This is a genomic window from Bordetella hinzii LMG 13501 (assembly GCF_001548475.1).
Lineage (GTDB): Bacteria > Pseudomonadota > Gammaproteobacteria > Burkholderiales > Burkholderiaceae_B > Bordetella > Bordetella hinzii.
This window is the reverse complement of sequence record NZ_LRUJ01000001.1, coordinates 215,891-237,245: the sequence shown is the minus strand read 5'-3', so window position 1 is coordinate 237,245 and position 21,355 is coordinate 215,891. Positions and strand designations below refer to the sequence as shown.

Genomic DNA, 21,355 nt, shown 5'->3' with positions numbered 1-21,355 from the left:
CGAGAATGAAGTAAGGAAGTAAGATTTCCTTTGAAACTTACGGAGGCCTTCCATGCTTGCCAAGCTCACTTCGAAAAATCAGATCACACTGCCCAAGGCGGCCGTGTCCGGCGTGGATGCGGCGGAGTACTTCGACGTGACCGTCGAGGGCGGTCGGATCGTCCTGACCCCCGTGCGGGTCCAGAAAGCCCAGGCCGTGCGCGAGAAGCTGGAGCAACTCGGGATCACCGAGCAGGACGTCGAGGATGCCGTGGCCTGGGCACGGCGCTGATGCGCAGGGTCGTGCTCGACACCAACATCGTGCTGTCGGCGCTGATCTTCAATGCAGGACGCTTGGCCTGGATGCGGCAAGCCTGGCAGCAACAGCAGTTGCAGCCGCTGGTCTGCCGGGAGACGGCCAGCGAACTGCTGCGCGTCCTGGCCTATCCCAAGTTCAAGCTGTCGAACTTGGAACAGCAGGAGTTGCTGGCGGACTTTCTGCCCTACGCCGATGTGGTGGAACTGCCGGCGCCATGGCCAGACCTGCCAGTCTGCCGCGACGAGAAGGATCAGGTGTTCCTGGTGCTCGCGCATGTCGGCAAGGCGGATGCGCTGATCACGGGCGATGCAGACATTCTCGCCATGCGAGAGGACTTTCCCGGCTTGATCATGACCGCCGAAGCATTCGCGGCGCGGCGGGCATGAAGGAAACCGGCATCACCTTGCCCAACGACCGTGGAACGACCATGAGGTAGCCAACCATGAAGCACACCGCACGCATGACCACCGCAGCGCGACTCGGCCGCTGGCTGGGCGGTGTATGGGGCGGTTGCCTGCGCGCGGAGCGTCGGACACATCGGTGGCTGATGGCGCAGGGACTGCCGGCGGGCGGTGCAAGGGTGCTGATCTGGGTGATCAAGCTGGCGATCCTCGGAGTGTTGCTGTACGTCGCGGTCTGGGCGGCGCTGTTGCTGGTCGCCGTCGTTGTGGCTGCCAGGATGGCGGAGCAGACGCCGGAGGGCGACGACGATTTCGATCTGCAATTTCCTGCGAGTCTGGATGAACTACGTCAAACGCCTGGCTACGATCCAAACCTCTACAACGACACCTCTCACGAGATGTACAGCGAAGACGATTGAAGCCGTTCATCGCTGAGTCATTTCAGCTTCCTCGACATGACGCCTGGCCCCTTGCCGCCTGCGTTGCCCGCGTCTTTGGTGCCTGCCGAGAACGCGTTTGCGACAGTTCCGGCCCGAATCCCTGCCCAAGTCAATGCTCCAATCCAGAATGCCGGGAGCACCAGGAACATAGTCGCCATCACGAAGTTCAGCAGCATGTCCCCGAAGGTGTTGTTGAGGCCTACCAGCGGATCGAAGTTCGTGTGCGGCCGGTTCCAGCCCCACCCCCAGCCGTAGAGCGCATCGAGGATCGTCGAGTCGATCCAGCGGGCGAGTTGGAACCAGAAGTCGGTGAAGAACAGCGCGAACTGCACCACGCTCACCGTGACCACGGTCTTGAGGTCATAGGTGCCGATCAGCAGCACCAGCGGGATGCAGATGACCAGCGCCATCTTGAGCAGGGACAGCACCATCGGCAGCGCCTGCCGCACCACGTCCATCGCCGGGAAATAGCCCAGTGATCCGACGGTCAGCCCCACGTCGCTGGCGGCGCGGGTGACGATGTTGGGCAGCGTCATGTCGATCTGGCCACCGTAGTCCGTGTAGACCGCCCCCTGGTTGAGCTTCTGCTGGCGAGGGCTGGCGACGGCGCGGATCACCGAGTCGTTGATCTCGGCCTGGCTCAGGAAGCCCGCCCAGCCGGCCAGTCGCGTCAGCAGGCTGGGATCGACCTGGGCCAGCAGTCGTGCCCGCAGGCCGTGGCCGCCGTCGGACCACCACTGCCGGCAGGTCGGGTAGCCGCCCCCGCCGGGCACCTGGGCCAGGCCGGCGTCGCGCGTGGCGTCGAACGGCCAGGCATCGCGCGGTGTCCTGGAGCGGTAGCTGTCGTAGAAGCCGGCGGTGCCGACGAAGTAGCTGGAACCGATCCAGGTGACGTCGTGCATCTGCACCTCGCTCAGGCTGGGCCGGGTCATGAACAGCTTGGCGCGGGCGGGGCCGTAGCAGTCGCGGGTGAAGTCGCTGACCTCCTGGGCCAGCACCGGGTCGTCGATGCGGGTCGCGTCGATGTCCATGCGGATCTGCCGCAGGTCGGTGCCGCAGGGAATGGCCGCGACCGAGGCGCCGGTGATCGCGCGCGAGATCGCGTGCATGGCGAACCACCACACGGGCACCTTGGCCGATTGGTTGTTGATCGTGCTGAACGATTGCGACCAGCCGGTATCGGTCGGCTCCGGGAAATTCACCTGGCACTGGGTCGAACGCGAGCGGTCGTACTTGATGGTGTTGAAATCGACATCAATGAAGGGAATGCCCGCGAACATGATCACCACGATGGCGACGAAGACGCGGTTCTCGATGCGGGCCGAGGACAGCACGCCCTTGTTGCCCTCGTCGGCGCCTTCCGCGCGGGCCTTCAGCCATTCCTGGATGACGATCGCCAGGAACGGGATTGCGAACATGCCGCTGGCGACCAGCACCGACCAGATGCCATTGTGGACCACCCAGGACACGAGCGTCAGGTAGTACTCCAGGTAGTCGGTCGTAAACAGCGTCATGGCGGCCCCCGCGCTACCGCGCCTGCATCAGCAGGCTGGCTTCGAGGGCAATCACGGCGACGATGGCCGCAATCTCCGCGCGCAGCAGCCGCTGCCCGGCAGCGCGCTCCGGTTCCCGCGCGCGCAGGCGACGTCGCATCCAGAGCCAACCCCAGGCGGTGGCGGCGTAGAGCAACAACCGCCAGGCCAGGAAGGCTCCGGATTGCGCTGCCATCCATGCTTGCCAGCCGTCGATGCCGCCTGCGATGCGGATGCCGACCACATTGACGGCGGTCGCGGCGATCAGCAGCGACACCACCCACACCAGCACCAGGATGGCACGCCGGCTGGACAGCCAGCGCAGGCACCGCCCCACGGTATTCATGGATGGCTTCCGCCGGACGGCGGCCGCTGCAGTTCATCGATGCGGTTGCGCACCGGATCGCCTTCGTAGATGCCGCGCGAACCCGCGGCGCGGGTGCTATGCCGCTGGATGATCGCCATCGGCGAGTTGCTGGCCAGTTCGCGGCGCAGTTCCAGTTCGGTCTTCAGGTTGTGAATCTCGCGATCGAGGATGTCGCTTTCGTGGGTGACGGCCTTCTGGGCCAGTTCGTTGGCGGCCACGTTGGGCTCCTTGCGCCCGGTCAGCAGCGTGCGTTGCAGCAGCAGCGCCTTCTCCAGCACGCTGGACAGCGCAACCTCCGAGGCCAGGCGCCGAGCCAGGATGTCCTGATCCGTTTCGTCGCGCAGTGCCTCGATCACGCCACGGGTGATGGGCAGCGACGCGCTGCTCGCAGCCTGCAGGTTCTGGGCCGTGGTCGGACGGCTGCCGGCGACCAGTTCCTGCAGGGCCTGCAGCTTGTCCTCGTATTCCTCTTGGATCAGCGGGGTCAGGCCAACGCCCGGCGTGGTGACGGTCTTGGTGCAGGCATCGCAGGTACGCTGCTCCTGCTCCCCCAGCACGCGAATGGCCCAGGCCGCCGCGGCATCGGGCGAACTCCAGGTCTGGCATGCCAGGTTGCCGCCGCAACTGGCTTGCGGAATCGAACTGGCATCGCCGACGCCACGGCCGTTGAGCAGGTTGTAGCCGGCACGGGTCACGTCGCCGACCACACGCACCGGACGTTGGCCCGCGCCGCCGGCGTTGTCTCCGCCGACCCACGGAACGCCGTTGTTGCCACGGTTCGCCTCGGCGTCGTCGATCGCCGAGACCGCATCGGTGCTCGCGACCGCCTGCTTCAGCGCCATGCCTTCGGCGAGTTGGTCCCAGCCGAGTTGCCCACCCGCCATGTCGGCCATGCGGTTGGCGATGGCACGGCAGGTCAGCTTGCTGCGATCGAAGTCCAGCCTGGCTTGCAGCACCCCATTGGTCAACAGGTTGTACAGCCCTGGATCGGCGCGCTGGATGATCAAGGCGGGCAGCGACGCCACGGCAGCGGTGGCGTTCTGGATCACCGAGGACATGATGGCCTGGAAGCCGTTGGTGATGCCGTTCAACTGGTTCTGCAGCGTGGTTGTGATGCTCATGTCGCCACAGATCAGGTTGCTGTTCCAGCCGACGCCAACGCCGATGGAGTGCATGTTGGCCGCACCGCTCATGGATACCGCGCGGCCGCCCCCAATGCTGTAGAGCACGTCATCGCCGATCACGCTGCCCTGATGCTGGACGCCGTACTCATTGATGCTGGTCTGCGCCCCGGCGCTGGAGCAGCACAGTGCTGCGATGACGGCCAATGCGAGAGACGTGAGGCGTCGGGTATTCGGGAGCGGAGACGTCATGGCATCGGGCCTCACTGGAAATCGACGCTGCCGAGGAACACCTGGCCGCGGCGCTGGCAGCAGCTATAGGGGCGCCACAATGCCCAGGCGTAGCCGCCCTGCCGCGCCTGCACCTTGGCATTGCTATGGGGGAATACCGCGCAACTGCTGGACAGCGTGGGGGTCAGCTCCTGCCACTTGCCCGTGGCGGCATCGGTTTCCATCAGGGCGCCGGCCGGCCAGTAGCCATCGCGCGAACTGGCGAGCAGCGGCTGGTACACGTGGATCTGGTTGCGGCGTGTCACGATGTCACCCGCGCGCTGGGCGACCACGGCCGCGGCCTTGTGGTCATCCACCTGGTGCAGGAAGCCGCCACGCGGATAGACGTTGCCCCAGAGATTCAGGCCCGTGCGCGTGCCGATCTCGCGCCGACCGGGAATCAGTGCTTCCGGATACAGCGCCTCGGGGATGTTGTAGCGCCATGCCAGCGTGTCGAGCGTGCTCAGCAGATAGGGCATGAAGGCGGTGCCGGCACCCTCGCAGGTGTAGCCGGAGGCGCTGGCGAACTGGCTGAACACATGGCCGCCGGGATGGCCGATGACGTCGGCGTTCTTGAACTTCGCCAGGTTGTTCTCGTGATCCTCGTTGGTGGTGCCGTCGCCACCGGCCTTCGCGGTCGGGTTCGGCAGGCTCATCGCCCGCACCTCGACCCAAGGGTTCTCGCCGGTGTTCGAGTAGCTCGATACCACGGCATCCGGAATGTAGTGGCGCACCTTGACCGAGGTGCGCACGGTGCAACCCGTCCAGGTGCAATAGAGCCAGTAGCAGATGCCGGTGACGCGGTATTCCATGCAATCCGGCGACAGGGTGGAGGCCACGATGGTGGCGGTGTTCAGTGCGAAGGACGATGCGGAACACCCCAGCAGCAGCGCTGCGACGGCCAACCGCTGGCGCCGGGATGGCGCGAACGGACGCCTCGTCATGGCTGCGTCCTCCGGTATTGGTCGATGCGGGCAACCGCACGGGCCACGTCCGTCTCGCCATAGACCACGTATCGGCGATCCACCAAGATGGCCGGAACCTTGGTGACGCCAAGGCTCCAGGCGTCGGCAATGCCCTGGTAGGCGGTGCCGATCCTGCGCTGCAGGTCCGTACCGCCCTGCTTCAGGCGCTGCTGGACGATGGCGCTGGCGCGCTCTGAATCGGAGGGTAGGTTGGCGGCCAGGTCAGCTTCAAGCACCGCGGCAGCGTCCAGGATGACGTGTCGGTCAGCCTGGCCAAGGACCGAGTGGTGGGAGTCGGTAACGACCCATACTTCCGCAGCAGCCGCTCGGGTGGCCAACGCCAGGATAGCAATGCCCGCAGCGAGCCATGCTGAGCGAGCACGGGCGGCTTGAGGAGCAGCGCGAGGGTCCATGAGACAACACCGGAGGGAAGCCAATCCGGTGACAGTCGAACCGAAACCAGGCCTCGACGCGACAAACAAAGCGGAGACCACCTTGCCCCGTTTTCACCATCCCTGTCCGCCCCGACTCGCTGATCGGACCTGCGCGCTTGCCAAAAGCTGACTGTGTGCAGTGGATGGGTATGGGCCAATCCGGTCTCGTGGCCAAGCTGTTCACACCGGACGCCGACGTGGCTTGACTGCTGACCGAGATTGATCTCGGCGATGACAATGACCACGCATTTGGTCTTTGCGATCTGGGCCTGGGACGCCGGAAATCGGCTGGGTCAGTCTGGGCGAACTGGCGACGGTGCTCGGCCGGCTGGGCCTGCCGATCGAACGCGACCCGTGGTTCCGTGCCGAGGAGCGATTGAGCGCCTGTGCGCGCGATGAGCGGCTGGCCGGGCGGATCGTTGTTTGACGCGGCCATTGGATCGTCGCAAGGCGTTCCTGTCCACTACGTTGAATCAGTGCAACGCCTTTTCGCCCGGGCGCAGCGTCAAGACGCGCACACCGCTCGCAGTGACGGCCACGGTATGCTCGAACTGAGCCGACAATTGCCCGTCACGCGTGACGACCGTCCACCCATCGACCTCTGTTCGGACGGCGGACCGCCCCTTGTTTACCATCGGCTCGATGGTAAACACCATCCCTTCCCGAAGCGCCAGACCCGTTCGCGGTTTACCCCAGTGCAGCACTTGCGGCTCCTCGTGCATTTCACGGCCGATGCCGTGGCCACAGTATTCCCTGACGATCGAATAGCCATTCCTGCGGGCATGCCGCTCGATGGCGTGGCCCACGTCGCCGAGCGTGGCGCCTGGGCGGACGGCCTGGATGCCTTTCCACATCGCTTCATAAGCCACTTGCACGAGCCGCTTCGCCTGGTGTGACACCTCGCCGACCAGATAGGTCTTGCTGGAATCGGCGATGTAGCCGTTCTTCTCCAGCGTGATGTCGAAATTGACGATGTCCCCGTCCTGCAGAATGTCCTTGGCGGAAGGAACGCCGTGGCAGACCACATGGTTGCGGGAGGCGTTGAGCGCGTAGGCGTACCCGTATTGCCCTTTGCTGGCCGGGCGCGCTTTGAGTTCATAGACGATGAAGTCATCGACTAGATCGTTGACCTGCATCGTGGACATGCCGATCAGGTTCAGCCGATCAAGATGGCTGAACACCTGCGCCAAAAGCTGGCCTGACTCGGCCATCAGCGCGATTTCTTCTGGGCGCTTGGTCATGCCGACCCCATCTTGATGGGTTGCGCCACAACGCCTGCGGCCCGCAGCTCACGGGTGACGATGTCGTTGAAGCTCAGTGTCGGGTTCATTTCGCACAGCATGCCGATCCTGATCCAGAAGGCCGCCTGCGCATTGATTGACCGGCACGATACCGCGCTGGCCTTGCGCAGTTGGTCATGCAGATCGTCGTCGATGTTCACGATACCCATGTGCTTTGATCTATATGAAACATATATGAATCATATAGTCTGGCTAGCCAATGGTGCAAGTGAGCTGATGACGTGACTAAAGACGGGGGCATTGATGTCTGGGCCTCCCCGGCCAAGGAAGATGACCGGTCGCGCTGTCGTGCTTTGCATCGAACCCCCTTCGGGGCTTCGCCCCTGTCGGGCTTCCATCGTTCCCTCGCTTCGCTCGGCTAGCACCTTCGGCCCCGCTTCCTGTTTCTGCCCTACGCTCCGCTTGCGTGCGGTTTGGCAGACAGGGCGGCCGTTGCCATGTCCAGCAGTTTTCTCCGACCTATCACCTGTCGACGACAGTAGCCCGCGCCCGTGTCGTCGCGTGCTCATCGACAACGGTGCACGTGAGTACGCATGCTGCAGGGCCGCGTTCGGATCAGCATCCAGGGCAACCGCCGCAAGTTGGTCTCGCCTTCAGCAGCGATGAATCGCTTCGAGAACGAAGTCGGCCCGCTCGGCCACACTGGCGCGCGGAAGCAACCTGACTTCGTAGCCGAGTGCCCGGTAGGTTGCATCCAGGTGGGCGTATTCCGCCTCAGCCTCGGGAAAACCGTGCCGCCGCGCCTCGTCTGCGCAATAGATGTCCGGCCAGGGCGGTGCGAGGAACACGAGCCGCCCATAAGGGCGGGATTCGCCCAGACTTTGCGCCAACGGTACCCCGTAGAGTCGTTGAAGCGCTGCAGCGGCGTCGATCAACCCTCGGTCGAAGAAGACCGGACCAGCGTCCCGTGCCGCGCCTTCGAGATCCATGGCGGCGACGCGCAGCGCCTCCCGCAGAAAGGCCGCCATGTCGGTCCATGGCAAGGCGTTGCCGCCCTGTCGAATCTGCTCGGCGATGATCCTCCGCCCGGGTTCGGCGACGGTCGCATGACCACGCCGCCGCAGCTCCCCGAGCAAGGTCGACTTGCCGCCGCCGGAGCACCCCGAAATGACCACCTGAGATGGCATCGGCGTCATGTCAGGGTTTGCTTCGACCAGCAGACGGTTTGTCAATTCACTTGTCATCATTGGTTTTGCCGAAGAGACAGGCCCCACGCAACGGTGGCGCTAAGCATGCCAAAGGCGCAGACCCCGGCCCATCCATGCGCAGTGAAGGCCCACCCGCCTGCAGCAGCGCCGAAGGCCCCGCCAAGCAGCATCGCGCCCATGAACACGGTGTTCAGCCGGCTGCGCGCACCCGCGTCCAACGCATAGACCATGGTCTGGTTCGCCACCTGGACTGACTGCACGGTCACGTCGAGCAAGAAGATGCCGAGGACGAGTGCAGGGATCGATGAGCCACCCAGGTACAGCACGGCAAATGCCGTTGCGGTTCCCACCGCGCCAGCACGGACGACTGCGTCATGTCCGCGCCGGTCGGCAAAACGGCCAGCCGCCGGTGCAGCCAACGCGCCGCACACGCCGACCAGCGCGAACAGGCCGGCGGACACCGCGCCGAGCTGCAGTGGCGGCCGCTCCAGCCAGAGCGCGAACGTTGCCCAGAAGCCGATCATGCTGGCAAACAGCAGGAACTGGACGGCCACAGCTTGGCGCAAGGAAGCGTGCTTGCGCACCAAATGCCACATCGACAGCAGCAATCGTCCATAGCCGAGATTGGTGGACGGTGGCACCACCGGCAGCGTCCATGCCAGCCGAAAGCCCAGTACCAGCATCAGTGCCGCAGAAAAGCCGAAGACGGACCGCCAGCCCCAGAGCTCGGTCATCCAGCCGCTCACCACACGGGCCAGCAGGATGCCGATCAGGATGCCGCCCGTCACCACGCCGAGCACCTGCCCCTTGCGGTGGGAGGGTGCCAGGTGGACGGCCAAGGGAACCAGTTGCTGCGTCACGGTGGCGCACAAACCCACGGCGAGGCTCGCCAGCATCAATTGAACGAAGCCGGAGGACGCGGCTGTCATCACCAGGGAGAGCACCAGCGTCGCCAGCGTTCGCAGGATGAGCGACTTGCGCTCCAGGCGGTCGCCCAGTGGTGCCAGGAACAGCACGCCCAGGGCATTGCCCGCCTGGGTGAGCACAGGCAGCCAGGTCACGGTCCCCGCAGAGAGTACGAACTCCCGGCTCAGTTCGCCGAGAAGCGGCTGGTTGTAGTAGCTGTTGGCCACGGATGCGCCCGCCGCCAGGGCAATGGTCCACAGCAGATGGGAGGGCAAGGCTGACGTGGCAGGCATCGGTGCGGCACGCGATGCATCGCCGGGGTGACCTGGGATATTGCTCATTCAAGGTGTCCGGCCGTATCAACTCTCGGCTTGCGGACAAGCTCTCACCAGTTCGGGCGATCCGTTCCCGGCGGCACTGACGGTCGCGCATAGCCGGCCGGTGTTCGCGCCAGTTGCGCGCTGGGACGCACGGCGCGCAGCAGGCCGAAGCCGGAGACTTCGTCGGCGAGCCAGGGGCTGAGGTCCGGCCTGCCGGCCCGCAGGCCCTCTTCGATGCGCCCCAGACCGCGCAGCCAGTGCCCGGTCTGCGCCAGCGACACCTGCACGTGCCAGCTTCCCCCTTCGCGCGACTGTCGCCACAGCGCGGCGGCGGCGCCGAAAGCCATCAGGAAGCCGCTGGCCTGGTCGAGGATCTGCATCGGCAGCGCGCGCGGCTTGCCGTCGCCCGCCGCTTCGCCCTCGGCGTGGTTGAAGCCCATTGCCGTCTGCACCAGCGAATCGAAACCGCGCCGGTCGGCCCAAGGCCCTTGCGTGCCGTAGGCGGTCAGCGACACGGCGACGATGCCGGGCCGGCGCGCGGCCAGGGCCTCGGGCGAGAAGCCGAGCGCGGCCAGGCCGCCAGGCCGGTACCCCTGCGAGAACACGTGGGCGTCTTCCACGAGCCGCCACAGCGCTTCGCGTCCGGCCTCGCTGCGCAGGTCGATGTGCGCCGAGCGCTTGCCGCGGCTGGTTTCGGCAATGGCGGCGATGTTGGGCAGGTTCGGTGAGTTGACCAGCATCACGTCCGCGCCGAACGACGCCATCGCCCGCCCACCGACGGGGCCGGCCAGGATGCGCGTGAGGTCGAGCACGCGCAGGCCGGCGAGCGGCCGCTCATCGGCCGCCAGGGGCGGCAGTGCGCGCGGTGGCGCATCGGCGATTCGGGTGATGGTTATCAAGGGTTGCGAGGCCACCGCCTGCCCCTGGGGCGTGGCATCCCACTCGGCGAAGCTGCGCAGCGCCGTGGCCACCAGCGCGTGGTCGGCCGAGGCCTGCTCGAAGTCCAGCGCCTTCCAACCCCGCAGGGCCTGCTCGGCGTCGGCGCGTGTGGCGGTTTCCGGGTCCAGGCCCAGCAGGCGCAGCGCGCCATCGCGGTGGTGCGGGAAGTTGGTGTGGACACGTACGTGGCCATCGGCGCAGCGGTACAGGCCGGCGAACGGGTCCCACAGCTCGGGCTCCTGGCCGTCGAGCGTGAACCAGCCGGTGCATTCGGCGGCGGCGTGGGCCATGTCCACCGCGACACGCTGGCGCGGAGCACCCCGCTCATGGCCCAGTTCGCAGGCGGCGAGCGCAGCCGCGGCAATGCTGGTCTGCGCGGCGGTGCCGACGGCGAAGGACGAGGGGAACACCGGGTCGCTGCCCGTCAGCGCGATCCCGGCCAGCGCCTGCGGCGGCAGCCCGCCCAGCGACCAGAGCGCAGTCAGTGCATCGAGTGGATTCATCGAATGGACTCCTCACAGAAAGTTCGCCAACTGAATCGACACGCTACCCCGTCGGCCGAGTCGGGTTGGCAGATCCAGGCGGGAGGCAGGGTCGGCGCCGCGTTGTCCGCAAACGCAGCGGACCGCGGAAAGCAGCATCGCGCGCCATTGGCGATGCCGGGGAGCGCCGTATTCGCACAGGCGTGGGCGTCGCGCGCCCGCTGCAAGCGATCCATCATGCGCCCGCCTTCAGCCCGAAGTACGCAGAGAGCGCCAGGCCGGTCGCCACGATCGTCCAACGCAGCGCCAGCGGCGGAATCCAGCGCGCCAACCGCGCGCCGGCATAGCCCCCCACGATCGCGCCCAGCAGGACCGCACTGCCTTGCGCCCAGGCGATGGACCCGGTGGCGACGAAGAGCATCACCGCGGCACTGGTCACGACGGTAGCCATCGCATTCTTGACGGCGTTGGCCTCCTGGACATCGCGCACACCCAGCAAGGTCAGGATCGCCATCAGCATGATGCCCAGGCCGGCGCCGAAGTAGCCGCCATAGAGTGCGGTCAGGAACTCCGCCCCCGCAGCCACCAGGTGCGGCACCTGACCGCGAGCATGCCGCTCGATGGCCTGGCGCAGCCAGGGCCCCAGGGCGAACAGAACGGTCGCGACGAGGATCAGCCACGGCACCAGACGGCTGAACTGTGCATCTCCGGTGAACACCAACAGTGCGGCGCCCACCAGCGAACCGGCACCGACCACGGGCAGGCTGCGCCGCAACGCGGCGCGGTGGCGCCCGAGTTCGCTGCGATAGCAGAGCAGGCTGCTCGCATGCCCCGGCCAGATCGACACCGCGCTGGTGGCGTTGGCCACCACGGGTGGTACGCCGGCAGCCAGCAGCGCGGGAAAGGTGAAGAATGTGCCGCCGCCGGCCACCGCATTGCAGATGCCGCCGATCATGCTGGCACCGGCCAGCAGCAGGAAGGTTCCGATGTCCATGCCGCTCGCACCTCAGCTCGTCGGCCTGGACAGGGCCAGACGCAGGCCAAACCCCATCAGCGCCAGGCCGGTGAGCGCATCGAGCGAGCGCATCACCGTGGGCCGGCGCAGCCAGCGTGCCAGGGGCCGCGTGGCCAGCACCAGTGCGGCGAACCAGAGCAGTCCCATCGCGGCGTGGATGCCGGCCAACAGCACGCTGAACCCGACCACCGGCACGTCGGCGGGAACGAACTGTGGCAGGAGGCTCACGTAGAACACCCCGACCTTGGGATTGAGCAGATTCGTCAGCAGACCGCGCAGGAACCAGCGCTCGCCACGCACGAGCGGCGGATCGTCTGCGGGCAGCGTCGGGAGGCTCTTGCGCGCGCCAGAGATCAGCTTCCAGCCGAGCCAGAGCAGATAGGCCGCGCCCGCGATCTGCAGCAGGGTGTAGGCGAGTCGGGAGACCGCGAGCACCGCGCCGAGCCCGAGGGCCGCGATCAGCCCCCAGATCAGCACGCCGGTCACGATGCCGCCGCCCGCCCTCATCGCCTTGCGCCCCCCTTCCACAGCGGCCGTGCGCAGTACCAGCGCCGTGTCCAGGCCGGGGGTCAAGGTGAGCAGCAGCGCCGTCAGCGTGAAGCCCAGGATCGCGGTCGATGCATCCATTGGGGGGATCTCCGTCAGAGCACAGACAAGTCCAGTGACTCGCTGTACGTCGTCGATTCGATGGTCTTGACGATGGCCTGGCCGCAGATCACTGCGCCACGCGCCGCGTCGTAGGTCAGGCTCGGCGCGCCATACAACTCCCAGCCGCTGTTCAGGGCCGCGGTGACGCGGTGGCAGAACGCCGCGTCGTCGATGCCGGTCAGGTAGCGATACGCGCGCATGCTCACCCTCCCGGTCGATTCGATGCCGGCATCTGGACGCGCAGCCCCGCTCCGAATGCCTGCAGCAGATGCCAGCCGGTGTCCCAGTCGCCCACGCCGCTGGCGGCATTGATGTGCCCGAGGGCGCCGATTTCCACGCATCCCGCTGCCCAACCCATGGCCATGCGCCGGGCGTGCTCCGGCGAGCCATAGGGGTCGTCGCTGCTGGCGACCACCAGCGCGGGAAACGGCAGGGGTTCGGTCGGTGGCGGGCCGAACTCGCTCGCCTCGCCCGGAAACGCCGGTGCGCCGGGGTCAGGGACGGCAACGAGGAAGGCGCCCCGGACCTGGGCGATCCGATGCTGGATGTTTTCCCCGATTCCCGGCCGCGATGCCCAGTGCGCGACGAGCAGGCACGAAAGGCTGTGTGCGACCAGGACGACGGGCGCGCCGCACTCGTCGATGGCCGCATCGAGTGCCTGCAGCCAGTCGGCCAGGTCCGGCCTGTCCCAGTCGGCAGGTTGGAATCGCCGGCCATGCTCCTGGCGCGACGCCCAGCGCGTCTGCCAATGCTCCGGCCCGGAATTGCCGATACCGGGAAGCATCAAGAGGCGAACGGTCTGAAGGTGGCTCATGGTGGCGTGCGCGGATATCCGGAGTGACGTTGTCTGGCTGGAAACCTTAAGACCGATGCGTCGAATTGCCGAGTGAGAAGGTCTCAGCAAGCGTCGAGAAAAGCTCAATGGTCAGCTCGAATGGCCTTGGCTATCGTCGAAGTGCACTTCCTTCACAACCGACGAAGAAGCCCGCCGAGTTCGCCATGTCCGATATCCCGCTCCTGATTTCCTACGTCCTGGCGGCCTGGCTGTCCATCCTTACGCCCGGTCCGGCCATCCTGCTGGCGATGCGCAATGGCGCTCGCCAGGGCGTGGTCGCGAGCCTGTGGTCGACGCTGGGCAACATGTTGGGGTTGCTCGTGGTTTCCGTCGCGGCCGCGTGGGGCGTCGGCCTGTTCCTGCTTGCCTCCGCCCACGCGATGACCGCACTGCGGCTGGCCGGCGCCGCCTACCTGGCGTACCTCGGTCTTCGCCTGCTTGTGCAGGGCAGACACACGCGGCCGCCGGACGCCGGTGCCCATGACGCAGGGCCGGTGCAGGCCTTCGCGCTGGCGAAGGAAGGATTCCTGGTGGCGACATCCAATCCGAAGTCGATCCTCTTCTTCACCGCCTTCTTCCCCCAGTTCATCCGGGCCGACCAGGCGCTCATCCCTCAGTTCATGGGCCTGACCGCGATCTTCGTGATCCTCAGCGGCGCCACCTTGAGCGGCTATGCCGCCATCGCAAGCCGGGTGCGCGGGGCATTGGGCACTTCCGTCTGGCGCCAGCGCTGCACGCGCCTGGCGGGCATCGGCTTCCTCGGATTCGCCGCATGGATTCTTTTGTGGAGGCCGTCGAGCGGCGCCAAGGCCCTGGCCGCGTGATTCGTCCCCGGCCACGCGCACGCAACCGAGCACAGGCGGTGCGACCGACCCTGGAGAAGCGATGAACAAATCCTTCCTGCAAGTCGATGTGTTCACGAGCCAGCCGCTCAGGGGCAACCCGGCTGCCGTCGTGTTCGATGCCGACGACCTCGGTGCGCGGACCATGCAGCGGATCGCGCGCGAGATGAACCTGTCCGAGACGGTCTTCGTGCTGGCCCCGGAATCGCCCGACACCGACTATCGGGTGCGCATCTTCACGCCCTCCAGCGAGCTGCCGTTCGCGGGGCACCCCACAATCGCCACTGCGAGCGCGGTGCGTGCGCACCGTGGCGACCTGGCCGATGCAAGTCTGCTGCGGCAGGCCTGCGGCATCGGCATCGTGCCTGTCGAAGTCGTTCCGACCGAGGGCTCGCCGATCTACTGGATGACCCAGGCCAGCCCGCAGTTCCGCAGCACGGCCGTCGGTCCTGGGGAAATGTCGGCCCTGCTGGGCTGCGATGCGAACATGCTGGCCGCGATGCCGGTGGAAGTCGTCTCCACCGGCATCCCGTGGCTGATCGCCGAACTGCGCAGCGTCGCCGCCCTGGCGTCGCTGCGTCCCGACCTGCCTCGCATCGCCGAACGCTGCCGCGCATCGGGTGCCGTCGGCGTGACCGTCTTTGCCGAACACGAGGCCGACGCGCCGGTACGCTTGCGCCTGCGCACGTTCGCGCCAGGCGAAGGCGTGGCCGAGGACCCCGTCTGCGGGTCTGGAAACGGGTGTGTCGCGGCATTCCTGGCAAGGCACCGGCACGCATCGGCTCTCCAGGGGGGCTACCTTGCGGAGCAAGGCATCGAGATGGGGCGCGATGGCCTGATCCACGTCGAATGGACGCGCAACGGAGAAGAACTGACGGTGCGCGTCGGCGGCCAGGCCGTGACCGTCGCCAGCGGCACCCTGCATCTGTAGAGGCGGCGGCACGTTCAGCCGCTCGGTCGCCCATGGCTTGCCATGGTACCTGCGCGGCGTCCCTGACGAAGGCCTGCGCTGCAACGAACGCGGTTGCCCAGGGCTAGATCGGATCGACGGCGGGACTGTCGTCGCGCGAGAGCATGGCGCGTTCGATGAAGTGCTGCAGCGGTTCCGAGGGCTCGCTGTCCGGCCGCAACAGGTAGGTGGTCATGCATGCCGACGGGTCCGACAGTGGCCGCGCGATGATCTCGGGATGGCGGCAGACCGAAATCTGCGCCGCCGTGGCGAGGCCCAGTCCGTAGCCTGCGGCCACCAGCGTCAGCATCAATTCCAGTGTCGCGACCCGCTCTGCGATCCGTGGCTGGATGGCGGCCGTCCGGAGCAGCCGTTTGATCTGCCGATACGCACCCTCGCAGGTTTCCGGGTGGCACTTGATCAGGGGATAGCGCAGCAGTTCATCCAGAGGGACCTGCCTGAAGGCCAGCAAAGGATGGCGCGTCGGAATGGCCACCAGGATGGGATCGGACCAGACCGCCTCGCACAGGATGCCCTCTCCAGCCTCGTCGGACTGCGCAAACCCGGCATCGAAAGTGTCGTCGCGCAATCCGCGTACCTGCGATGCGAGCGGCGTCTCGAACAGGCGGATTTCCACATCGGGCTCTTCCTCCCGGCACAGGGCCAGGAGTGCCGCGAGGCGTGTAGGCGCGATACCGTCCGACAGCGCGATGCGCAGCATGCCGCGATAGCCCGTGGCGGCGGCCCGGACGTTGGTTCGTGCCTGTTCCAGCACCGCGAACACGCGGCGGGCATCTTCCAGCAGGACCTGGCCCGCCCAGGTGAGCTGGGTGCCGCGCCGATTGCGCTCGAACAGCGTGGCGCCGAGGTCGGACTCCAGTTCCCGGATGGTGCGCGACAGCGGTGACTGCTCGATATGAAGCCGCACCGCCGCACGCGTGAAGTGCAGTTCCTCGGCCACTGCCACGAAACAGCGCAGGTGTCGCAGCTCCATCGCACCACCTAGGCGTACGTGAGGCCAGGAGCTTGATTCACGCGAGCGGCTCCTCGGGCGCCGTGCCGGACAGCAGCGCCGTGATCGGCAAGGGTTGGAACAAGGGCTCGCGGCCGAGGACCTTCAGGCCGCCAGGACCGCTTTCGAGCAATCGGCGCTCTTCGCGCGCGACGAACAGTTCGGTGCGATAGCCATCGCATTCGGGAAGTCGCTGTAGCAGGTCGCGGATCGCGTCGCCCGCCCAGGGCGTTTCGCTGTCGAACTGGCCCAGCAGCCGGCCATGCCGGGAAATCACGAGGCGGTAGGCGTTCATGGCCGGACACTCCCGGCACTCGCGTGGATGGCCATCTCCTCCCAGCCCAGGCGCCGGGTGCGGATCAGTTGCTCGGCGGTATCGCCGCAGGCGCGCTCGACGGCCTGAGGCACCTCTATGCCAAGCAGGCAATGGCCGGTCAGGCGCGCGGCGAAGTAGTCGCCGGCCCCTTTCACCACGCAGGGCACGTGGGGATGCTCGAAGAGGCGCGATACCCCGTCCCGCGTCTCCAGCAGCGTCTGGACGACGGCGCTTTCGGGATCATCCTGGACACTGGTCACCACCACCCATTGGGTGGGGCCGCGCAACAGCGCGCGGGCAGCCTCGCGGCAATCCGCCAGACCCTGCAGCGTTCTGCCGGTGACCTGTTCCAGCTCGAACCGATTGGGGACGAGGCCGTGGGCTTCTGGAATCAGCAGCGTGCGCCAGGCCTCGGCCATGCCGGCCGCCGCATACACGCCCTGGTCGTAGTCGCCAATGACCGGATCCAGATGCAGGCGCAGTTGCGGGTGGCGCTCGCGCATCGTCGACCACCAGGATGCGAGGATCCGTGCCTGCGACGGCGCGCCGAGGAAGCCGACCTGCACAACGCGAGCGCGCGCGGGGATGCCACGCGCCTCCAGGTCATCCAGCCAGCCGGCGAACCACGCGTCGGGCACCGCGCCGCCATGGACCGAGGGATAGTGCGGGGTGTTGCTGAGCAGCGCGGTCGGCACCGCGGCCGTGAGCAGCCCGCAGGCTTCCAACGCGGGAATCGCCGCGTTGTTGCCGACCCGCCCGTAGACCACCTGGGACTGGATGCTGATGACATCGATGGGCACAGGTTGGGTCACCGTCATTCAGGACGCACCCCCGTGTCCTGCTGCCGGTCCAGCCACGCGCCGATCGTGCGGTGGGCCGCAGCCTTCAGCGTTGCCCCATGCCGCTCGGCATCCGCGCGCAGCGTGCTCGGATCGACGCCGGCCTGGCCCAGTTCGCAGCAATGGCCGACCAGCCAGCGTTCGATTCGGCTGGCATCGGCTTCCAGGTGGAACTGCAGACCCAGCACCCGGTCGCCGACCGCGTAGGCCTGCTGCGCGCAGCTTTCGGTGCTCGCCAGCAGTTCACTGCCCTCAGGCAGTTCGAAGCGGTCGCCGTGCCAATGCAACACCGGCACGCCAGCCAGCGGTGCCAGCACCGAGCGGCGGCCCGCATCCGTCAGTGTCAGCGCGTCGAAGCCGATCTCCTTGAAGCCCATGGGGGCGACGGCGGCGCCGAGCAGGCGCGCGATCAATTGCGCGCCCAAACAAATGCCGAGCAGCGGCCGGCCGCTGGCCAGGCGCCGTTCGAGCAGACGCAGTTCGTCGGCAAGAAAGGGATAGGCCCGCTCGTCGAAGGCGCCGATCGGCCCACCCAGTGCAATGAGAAGATCGCTTGCCGCGGCCTCCTCACGGGTCAGGTCGTCCGTCGCGGGGTCGAGGTAGCGCACGTCGAATCCACGCTCGCGCAGCAGCGGTTCGAGCGTGCCAAGGTCCTCGAAATGGATGTGGCGCAGGGCCAGGGCGGTCTTCATGCGGTCTGCTCCGATGCGGTCGATGTCGCAGCCCGGTCGTCGTCGGGCCAGTAATGGCTGTCCGGCGTCGCGCGAGCGCCGAAGATGGCCTGGCCGACGCGCACGACGGTGGCGCCTTCCTCGATGGCCAGTTCGAAGTCGCCGGACATCCCCATCGACAGTTCGTCCATGCCGATGCCCGCCGGCGCCTCCTGGCGCAGCCGATCGCGCAGTTCGCGCAACAGCACGAAGCAGGGACGGACTCGCGCCGGATCGGCCGACAGCAGCGCCAGCGTCATCAGGCCTCGCACGCGCAGAGTGGAGAAGCCCGGCAGCGCCCGGACGAAGCCGGCCACCTCGGAAGGCGGCAAGCCGAACTTGCCGGCCTCGCCCGAGGTGTTGACCTGCACGAACACATCCAGTGCGCGCCCTTCGGCTTGCAGGCGACGGTCCAGCGCCTCCGCCACACGCAGGCTGTCCAGAGCCTGGAACTCGCTGGCGAAGCGTGCCACGACCTTGGCCTTGTTGGTCTGCAGGTGGCCGATGACCGACCAGCGCAGGTCGGCGAGATCCACCATCGCTTCGGCCTTGCGCTGCGCCTCCTGCACCTTGTTCTCACCCAGGTCGCGGCAGCCGGCGGCGTAGGCCAGACGGATGCGCTCCTCCGGCACGGTCTTGCTGACCGGCAGCAGGCGCACATCGGACGGATCGCGTCCCGCGCGGGAGCAGGCATCGGCGATGCGCCGATGCACCGCCGCCAGATTGCGCCGAAAGTCCTCGACGCTGTGTGCGGTGGGCCAGGGATGCGTCTGCGCGTTCATGGACAAGGGGTTCTCCGTGCTGCTAACATTGTCATAGGACAAAATATACATTGTCACGGGACAAACTGGAATGACCGAAAAGACCGCATCGGACATCTTCGAGCGCATTCGCCGCGAGGCACATGCGGGCCAGCTTGCCGCGGGCCAGACCCTGCCGTCCGTGCGCGAGATGGCCGATCAACTGGGCGTCAACCGCAACACGGTCGCCGCCGCGTACCGGAAGCTGGTGGCCGCAGGCATTGCAGAGACGCTGGGGCGCAACGGGACGGTGATCCGGCCTGCGGCGCGTCTCGGCGAGCAGGAGGGCCTGCAGCCCGGCTCGGCGCTGGCGGATCTGGCCAGCGGCAATCCGGACCCGGCCTGGCTGCTCGATCCATTGCTGGCGCTGGCAGCCAGCGGCTATCGGCCCGCGCTGTATGGCCAGCCTGTACTCGACCCGGCACTCGAACGGCTGGCGCGGCAGTGGTTCGGAGCGGATCTCCGGGAGGGTGACGGTCTGGTGCTGGCGCATGGCGCGGTCGATGCGATCGAGCGTCTGTTGGCTGCCTACCTCGTCGCCGGCGACAAGGTGGCGGTGGAGGACCCGTGCTTCCTCGGCAGCCTCAACATCCTGCACAGCACGGGCCTGGCAGCGGTGCCCGTGGCCATGGATGCGCACGGCATGCGCCCGCAGGCACTGGAAGCGGCGCTGGCCAATGGCGCCCAGGCGGTGCTGTGCACACCAAGGGCGCAAAACCCCACCGGCTGCAGCCTGAGCGAGCAGCGCGCCCGCGAACTGCGCCGCGTGCTCGCCCGCCATCCGCACGTGCTGGTGATCGAGGACGACCACTTCGCCTTGCTGGCCGAGGCGCCGTACTTCTCCATCGCGCCCGCGGCCACCACGCGGCGGGCGCTGGTGCGCTCGGTGTCCAAGGGCTTCGGCCCGGACCTGAGGCTGGCCTTCATCGCTACCGATGCGGGGACCGCCGCACGGCTCGGCATGCGACTGGCTCCCGGCACGACCTGGGTCAGCCACCTGCTGCAGGCGGCCGTGCGCGGCCTGCTCGGATCGGACGCGGCCACGGCGCGCCTGCATGCGGCCAAGGCCGCCTACGCAACGCGTCGCAAGGCCCTGATCGATGCACTCGGCGCCGAGGGCATCGCCGCCAGGCAGCCTTGCGACGGGTTCAATGTGTGGATTCCGCTGCCGGAAGGCCGTGACGTTCACCGCACCGCGCAAAGCCTCGCACGCTGCGGCTGGGCCGTGCGAACCGGCGATGCCTTCGCGATCGCGCCCGCGCCCCCCGCGCTGCGCGTCACGGTCTCGACGCTCGAACCGGGGGACGCGGCGCGCTTTGCCGCGCAACTGCGCGACTGTCTGGGGCGTGTGTGAAGCCAGTCTGCATGGCATCGTGCCTGTCCTCTCGCGGGTCCGTCTGCGTACCGGTCCATGGCGCGCTACGGCGCCTGCAAGGCGGAGGCGACGCGAGCGGGCCACGGGCGCCGTTCCAACAAGCCGGTCTCCCGTTCCCGCAGGGTCCGGCCGACCTGGCTCGCCTCGGTCACGGACGCGCGAAAGTCCCGGATCAGTTGTCGCGTCACCGGCCCCACGGGCCATTCGGTGGTCGCCGCATCCTCGACCAGCGCCACCACCGGCTGCAGTTCGACCGAGGTGCCGGCGGTGAATACCTCGGAGGCGGTGCGCAGTTCGTCCAGCGTCACGGTCCGCTCCTCGACCCGCAGCCCGCGCTGGCGCGCCAGTCCCATCACGTGCCGCTTGGTGATGCCGTCGAGGAAGCAGGTCGGCAATGGGGTCACCAGCACTCCGTCATGGACCATCAACAGGTTGGTTGCCGTGGTCTCGGCGACCCGGCCTTCGCTGTCGAGCAGCAGTGCGTCGTCGCAGCCCGCCGCTGCGGCGGCATGGCGCGCGAGAGTACCGATCATGTACAGCCCCGAACACTTGGCCGCGGTGGGCGCGGTGTCGGGGCGGGGACGCCGCCAGCTCGCCAGCTGCAGCCGGATGCCTTCCTCGGCGCGACCCTGGGACGCCGCCGTGGGCCAGTCCCAGGCCGCGATCGCCACGTGGATGCGGGCGCGCGGCGAAGCGATGGAAACACTCTCCGCGCCGCGCCAGGCCACCGGGCGGATGTAGGCGTCGTCGAGTTGGTTGGCCCACAGCACCGCCTCGATGGCCTGTGTCAGTTCGCCTTGCGACCACGGCAGGTGGTAGTCCAGCAGCGCGGCGGACTGCTGGAAGCGTTCCAAGTGCGGCGCATTGAGGAAGACATGGCCGCCATAGGCGCGCATCCCCTCGAAGACGGCCCCGCCCATGTGCAGCGCATGCGTGAGCACGTGCAGGCGCGCCTCGCGCCAGGGCAGCAGTTCGCCATCGAGCCAGATCAGGCCATCGCGATCATCAAGGGAATTGAGCATGGTGCGCACCGCTGTACAGGTTGTCGATGGCGTCAGTGTGCGGCCGGTTCGCCGTCGGCACGAGTGAG

At 67.4% G+C, this 21,355-nt stretch carries 26 protein-coding genes and 1 pseudogene; 7 read left to right on the top strand and 20 right to left on the bottom strand.

What is annotated here, in order from left to right:
- The first annotated feature begins 52 nt into the window (after positions 1-52).
- From AXA74_RS01185 to AXA74_RS01175, 3 genes are read left to right on the top strand one after another with little or no spacing between them, the layout of a single operon-like run.
- Positions 53-271 carry an AbrB/MazE/SpoVT family DNA-binding domain-containing protein gene (locus tag AXA74_RS01185; RefSeq protein WP_006489017.1) on the top strand — a complete coding sequence of 73 codons (219 nt, stop codon included), beginning with the start codon at positions 53-55 and terminating at the stop codon, positions 269-271.
- Positions 271-684 carry a putative toxin-antitoxin system toxin component, PIN family gene (locus AXA74_RS01180; protein WP_060833121.1) on the top strand — a complete coding sequence of 138 codons (414 nt, stop codon included), beginning with the start codon at positions 271-273 and terminating at the stop codon, positions 682-684. Before AXA74_RS01185 ends, AXA74_RS01180 begins: the two co-directional genes overlap by 1 nt.
- Before the next feature lie 56 nt (positions 685-740).
- Positions 741-1,118: a DUF3742 family protein gene (locus AXA74_RS01175; protein WP_032958318.1), complete on the top strand. Its 378-nt coding sequence runs from the start codon at positions 741-743 to the stop codon at positions 1,116-1,118.
- A gap of 17 nt (positions 1,119-1,135) precedes the next feature.
- Here the strand turns inward: AXA74_RS01175 and AXA74_RS01170 are convergent, their stop codons facing one another.
- The 5 genes from AXA74_RS01170 to AXA74_RS01150 are packed head-to-tail and all read right to left on the bottom strand — an operon-like array spanning position 1,136 to position 5,807.
- The gene (locus tag AXA74_RS01170; protein WP_060833120.1) at positions 1,136-2,653 is read right to left on the bottom strand and encodes a conjugal transfer protein TraG N-terminal domain-containing protein; all 1,518 of its coding nucleotides are present in this window, start codon (positions 2,651-2,653) and stop codon (positions 1,136-1,138) included.
- A 13-nt stretch (positions 2,654-2,666) separates the two neighbouring features.
- The gene (locus AXA74_RS01165; protein ID WP_060833119.1) at positions 2,667-3,017 is read right to left on the bottom strand and encodes a hypothetical protein; all 351 of its coding nucleotides are present in this window, start codon (positions 3,015-3,017) and stop codon (positions 2,667-2,669) included.
- Positions 3,014-4,411: an integrating conjugative element protein gene (locus AXA74_RS01160; RefSeq protein WP_060833118.1), complete on the bottom strand. Its 1,398-nt coding sequence runs from the start codon at positions 4,409-4,411 to the stop codon at positions 3,014-3,016. The genes AXA74_RS01165 and AXA74_RS01160 overlap by 4 nt, the downstream gene beginning before the upstream one ends.
- Positions 4,412-4,422: 11 nt before the next feature.
- Entirely contained in the window at positions 4,423-5,373 is a 951-nt protein-coding gene (locus tag AXA74_RS01155; RefSeq protein WP_060833117.1) for a TIGR03756 family integrating conjugative element protein, read from the bottom strand.
- A complete protein-coding gene (locus AXA74_RS01150) occupies positions 5,370-5,807 on the bottom strand; it encodes a TIGR03757 family integrating conjugative element protein (protein ID WP_039748494.1) in 438 nt (145 codons plus the stop codon). The genes AXA74_RS01155 and AXA74_RS01150 overlap by 4 nt, the downstream gene beginning before the upstream one ends.
- 188 nt (positions 5,808-5,995) lie before the next feature.
- On the opposite strand from AXA74_RS01150, the pseudogene AXA74_RS23725 reads away from it, so the two are divergent.
- Positions 5,996-6,255: pseudogene (locus tag AXA74_RS23725) on the top strand (DUF2958 domain-containing protein); the annotation flags it as partial.
- Between the two features lie 46 nt (positions 6,256-6,301).
- On the opposite strand, the gene map reads toward AXA74_RS23725, so the two are convergent.
- The 9 genes from map to AXA74_RS01105 form a co-directional block, all read right to left on the bottom strand.
- Positions 6,302-7,069 (bottom strand): type I methionyl aminopeptidase, encoded by a 768-nt coding sequence (gene map / locus AXA74_RS01145; protein ID WP_020649374.1) that lies wholly within the window; start codon positions 7,067-7,069, stop codon positions 6,302-6,304.
- Positions 7,066-7,278: a ParD-like family protein gene (locus AXA74_RS01140; protein WP_020649375.1), complete on the bottom strand. Its 213-nt coding sequence runs from the start codon at positions 7,276-7,278 to the stop codon at positions 7,066-7,068. The genes map and AXA74_RS01140 overlap by 4 nt, the downstream gene beginning before the upstream one ends.
- Positions 7,279-7,722: 444 nt before the next feature.
- Positions 7,723-8,316: an AAA family ATPase gene (locus tag AXA74_RS01135; protein WP_223819785.1), complete on the bottom strand. Its 594-nt coding sequence runs from the start codon at positions 8,314-8,316 to the stop codon at positions 7,723-7,725.
- Positions 8,313-9,524 carry an MFS transporter gene (locus AXA74_RS01130; protein ID WP_081093920.1) on the bottom strand — a complete coding sequence of 404 codons (1,212 nt, stop codon included), beginning with the start codon at positions 9,522-9,524 and terminating at the stop codon, positions 8,313-8,315. Before AXA74_RS01130 ends, AXA74_RS01135 begins: the two co-directional genes overlap by 4 nt.
- 44 nt (positions 9,525-9,568) lie before the next feature.
- Positions 9,569-10,945 carry a CoA transferase gene (locus AXA74_RS01125; protein WP_060833115.1) on the bottom strand — a complete coding sequence of 459 codons (1,377 nt, stop codon included), beginning with the start codon at positions 10,943-10,945 and terminating at the stop codon, positions 9,569-9,571.
- Positions 10,946-11,159: 214 nt separating this feature from the next.
- Complete coding sequence (locus AXA74_RS01120; RefSeq protein WP_060833114.1) at positions 11,160-11,918, bottom strand: sulfite exporter TauE/SafE family protein; 759 nt, start codon at positions 11,916-11,918, stop codon at positions 11,160-11,162.
- 12 nt (positions 11,919-11,930) lie between these two features.
- Positions 11,931-12,566: a LysE family translocator gene (locus AXA74_RS01115; protein WP_060833113.1), complete on the bottom strand. Its 636-nt coding sequence runs from the start codon at positions 12,564-12,566 to the stop codon at positions 11,931-11,933.
- Between the two features lie 14 nt (positions 12,567-12,580).
- Complete coding sequence (locus tag AXA74_RS01110) at positions 12,581-12,787, bottom strand: DUF1737 domain-containing protein (RefSeq protein WP_024889570.1); 207 nt, start codon at positions 12,785-12,787, stop codon at positions 12,581-12,583.
- Positions 12,788-12,789: 2 nt separating this feature from the next.
- Positions 12,790-13,401 carry an RBBP9/YdeN family alpha/beta hydrolase gene (locus tag AXA74_RS01105; RefSeq protein WP_060833112.1) on the bottom strand — a complete coding sequence of 204 codons (612 nt, stop codon included), beginning with the start codon at positions 13,399-13,401 and terminating at the stop codon, positions 12,790-12,792.
- A 107-nt stretch (positions 13,402-13,508) separates the two neighbouring features.
- Between AXA74_RS01105 and AXA74_RS01100 the strand changes: the two genes are divergently transcribed.
- Together AXA74_RS01100 and AXA74_RS01095 are read left to right on the top strand one after the other, a co-directional pair.
- On the top strand, positions 13,509-14,246 hold the full coding sequence (locus AXA74_RS01100) for a LysE family translocator (RefSeq protein WP_169800082.1): 738 nt from the start codon (positions 13,509-13,511) through the stop codon (positions 14,244-14,246).
- Positions 14,247-14,307: 61 nt separating this feature from the next.
- The gene (locus tag AXA74_RS01095) at positions 14,308-15,195 is read left to right on the top strand and encodes a PhzF family phenazine biosynthesis protein (protein ID WP_060833110.1); all 888 of its coding nucleotides are present in this window, start codon (positions 14,308-14,310) and stop codon (positions 15,193-15,195) included.
- Between the two features lie 103 nt (positions 15,196-15,298).
- Here the strand turns inward: AXA74_RS01095 and AXA74_RS01090 are convergent, their stop codons facing one another.
- Genes AXA74_RS01090 through AXA74_RS01070 form a run of 5 tightly spaced genes read right to left on the bottom strand, consistent with a single transcriptional unit; the run spans position 15,299 to position 18,872 of the window.
- Entirely contained in the window at positions 15,299-16,207 is a 909-nt protein-coding gene (locus AXA74_RS01090; RefSeq protein ID WP_060833109.1) for a LysR family transcriptional regulator, read from the bottom strand.
- 37 nt (positions 16,208-16,244) lie between these two features.
- On the bottom strand, positions 16,245-16,520 hold the full coding sequence (locus AXA74_RS01085; RefSeq protein WP_060833108.1) for a hypothetical protein: 276 nt from the start codon (positions 16,518-16,520) through the stop codon (positions 16,245-16,247).
- On the bottom strand, positions 16,517-17,359 hold the full coding sequence (locus tag AXA74_RS01080) for a PfkB family carbohydrate kinase (protein WP_060833107.1): 843 nt from the start codon (positions 17,357-17,359) through the stop codon (positions 16,517-16,519). The genes AXA74_RS01085 and AXA74_RS01080 overlap by 4 nt, the downstream gene beginning before the upstream one ends.
- On the bottom strand, positions 17,356-18,072 hold the full coding sequence (locus tag AXA74_RS01075) for a glutamine amidotransferase (RefSeq protein ID WP_060833106.1): 717 nt from the start codon (positions 18,070-18,072) through the stop codon (positions 17,356-17,358). The genes AXA74_RS01080 and AXA74_RS01075 overlap by 4 nt, the downstream gene beginning before the upstream one ends.
- Positions 18,069-18,872: a YggS family pyridoxal phosphate-dependent enzyme gene (locus AXA74_RS01070; RefSeq protein WP_060833105.1), complete on the bottom strand. Its 804-nt coding sequence runs from the start codon at positions 18,870-18,872 to the stop codon at positions 18,069-18,071. The genes AXA74_RS01075 and AXA74_RS01070 overlap by 4 nt, the downstream gene beginning before the upstream one ends.
- A gap of 70 nt (positions 18,873-18,942) precedes the next feature.
- On the opposite strand from AXA74_RS01070, the gene AXA74_RS01065 reads away from it, so the two are divergent.
- Entirely contained in the window at positions 18,943-20,244 is a 1,302-nt protein-coding gene (locus AXA74_RS01065; RefSeq protein ID WP_060833104.1) for an aminotransferase class I/II-fold pyridoxal phosphate-dependent enzyme, read from the top strand.
- A gap of 65 nt (positions 20,245-20,309) precedes the next feature.
- Here AXA74_RS01065 and AXA74_RS01060 read toward each other — a convergent pair whose 3' ends face one another.
- Positions 20,310-21,287, bottom strand: coding sequence for a branched-chain amino acid transaminase (locus AXA74_RS01060; RefSeq protein WP_020649391.1), 978 nt, complete (start codon positions 21,285-21,287; stop codon positions 20,310-20,312).
- Positions 21,288-21,355: the final 68 nt, after the last annotated feature.

Coding starts and splice junctions, on each gene's coding strand:
- AXA74_RS01100 (WP_169800082.1), top strand. CDS start 13,509: ATGGTCAGCTCGAATGGCCTTGGCTATCGTCGAAGTGCACTTCCTTCA.
- AXA74_RS01115 (WP_060833113.1), bottom strand. CDS start 12,566: ATGGATGCATCGACCGCGATCCTGGGCTTCACGCTGACGGCGCTGCTG.
- AXA74_RS01140 (WP_020649375.1), bottom strand. CDS start 7,278: ATGGGTATCGTGAACATCGACGACGATCTGCATGACCAACTGCGCAAG.
- AXA74_RS01135 (WP_223819785.1), bottom strand. CDS start 8,316: ATGATGACAAGTGAATTGACAAACCGTCTGCTGGTCGAAGCAAACCCT.
- AXA74_RS01175 (WP_032958318.1), top strand. CDS start 741: ATGAAGCACACCGCACGCATGACCACCGCAGCGCGACTCGGCCGCTGG.
- AXA74_RS01170 (WP_060833120.1), bottom strand. CDS start 2,653: ATGACGCTGTTTACGACCGACTACCTGGAGTACTACCTGACGCTCGTG.
- AXA74_RS01080 (WP_060833107.1), bottom strand. CDS start 17,359: ATGACGGTGACCCAACCTGTGCCCATCGATGTCATCAGCATCCAGTCC.
- map (WP_020649374.1), bottom strand. CDS start 7,069: ATGACCAAGCGCCCAGAAGAAATCGCGCTGATGGCCGAGTCAGGCCAG.
- AXA74_RS01095 (WP_060833110.1), top strand. CDS start 14,308: ATGAACAAATCCTTCCTGCAAGTCGATGTGTTCACGAGCCAGCCGCTC.
- AXA74_RS01155 (WP_060833117.1), bottom strand. CDS start 5,373: ATGACGAGGCGTCCGTTCGCGCCATCCCGGCGCCAGCGGTTGGCCGTC.
- AXA74_RS01090 (WP_060833109.1), bottom strand. CDS start 16,207: ATGGAGCTGCGACACCTGCGCTGTTTCGTGGCAGTGGCCGAGGAACTG.
- AXA74_RS01120 (WP_060833114.1), bottom strand. CDS start 11,918: ATGGACATCGGAACCTTCCTGCTGCTGGCCGGTGCCAGCATGATCGGC.
- AXA74_RS01185 (WP_006489017.1), top strand. CDS start 53: ATGCTTGCCAAGCTCACTTCGAAAAATCAGATCACACTGCCCAAGGCG.
- AXA74_RS01180 (WP_060833121.1), top strand. CDS start 271: ATGCGCAGGGTCGTGCTCGACACCAACATCGTGCTGTCGGCGCTGATC.
- AXA74_RS01065 (WP_060833104.1), top strand. CDS start 18,943: ATGACCGAAAAGACCGCATCGGACATCTTCGAGCGCATTCGCCGCGAG.
- AXA74_RS01130 (WP_081093920.1), bottom strand. CDS start 9,524: ATGAGCAATATCCCAGGTCACCCCGGCGATGCATCGCGTGCCGCACCG.
- AXA74_RS01125 (WP_060833115.1), bottom strand. CDS start 10,945: ATGAATCCACTCGATGCACTGACTGCGCTCTGGTCGCTGGGCGGGCTG.
- AXA74_RS01085 (WP_060833108.1), bottom strand. CDS start 16,520: ATGAACGCCTACCGCCTCGTGATTTCCCGGCATGGCCGGCTGCTGGGC.
- AXA74_RS01105 (WP_060833112.1), bottom strand. CDS start 13,401: ATGAGCCACCTTCAGACCGTTCGCCTCTTGATGCTTCCCGGTATCGGC.
- AXA74_RS01075 (WP_060833106.1), bottom strand. CDS start 18,072: ATGAAGACCGCCCTGGCCCTGCGCCACATCCATTTCGAGGACCTTGGC.
- AXA74_RS01165 (WP_060833119.1), bottom strand. CDS start 3,017: ATGAATACCGTGGGGCGGTGCCTGCGCTGGCTGTCCAGCCGGCGTGCC.
- AXA74_RS01060 (WP_020649391.1), bottom strand. CDS start 21,287: ATGCTCAATTCCCTTGATGATCGCGATGGCCTGATCTGGCTCGATGGC.
- AXA74_RS01150 (WP_039748494.1), bottom strand. CDS start 5,807: ATGGACCCTCGCGCTGCTCCTCAAGCCGCCCGTGCTCGCTCAGCATGG.
- AXA74_RS01110 (WP_024889570.1), bottom strand. CDS start 12,787: ATGCGCGCGTATCGCTACCTGACCGGCATCGACGACGCGGCGTTCTGC.
- AXA74_RS01070 (WP_060833105.1), bottom strand. CDS start 18,872: ATGAACGCGCAGACGCATCCCTGGCCCACCGCACACAGCGTCGAGGAC.
- AXA74_RS01160 (WP_060833118.1), bottom strand. CDS start 4,411: ATGACGTCTCCGCTCCCGAATACCCGACGCCTCACGTCTCTCGCATTG.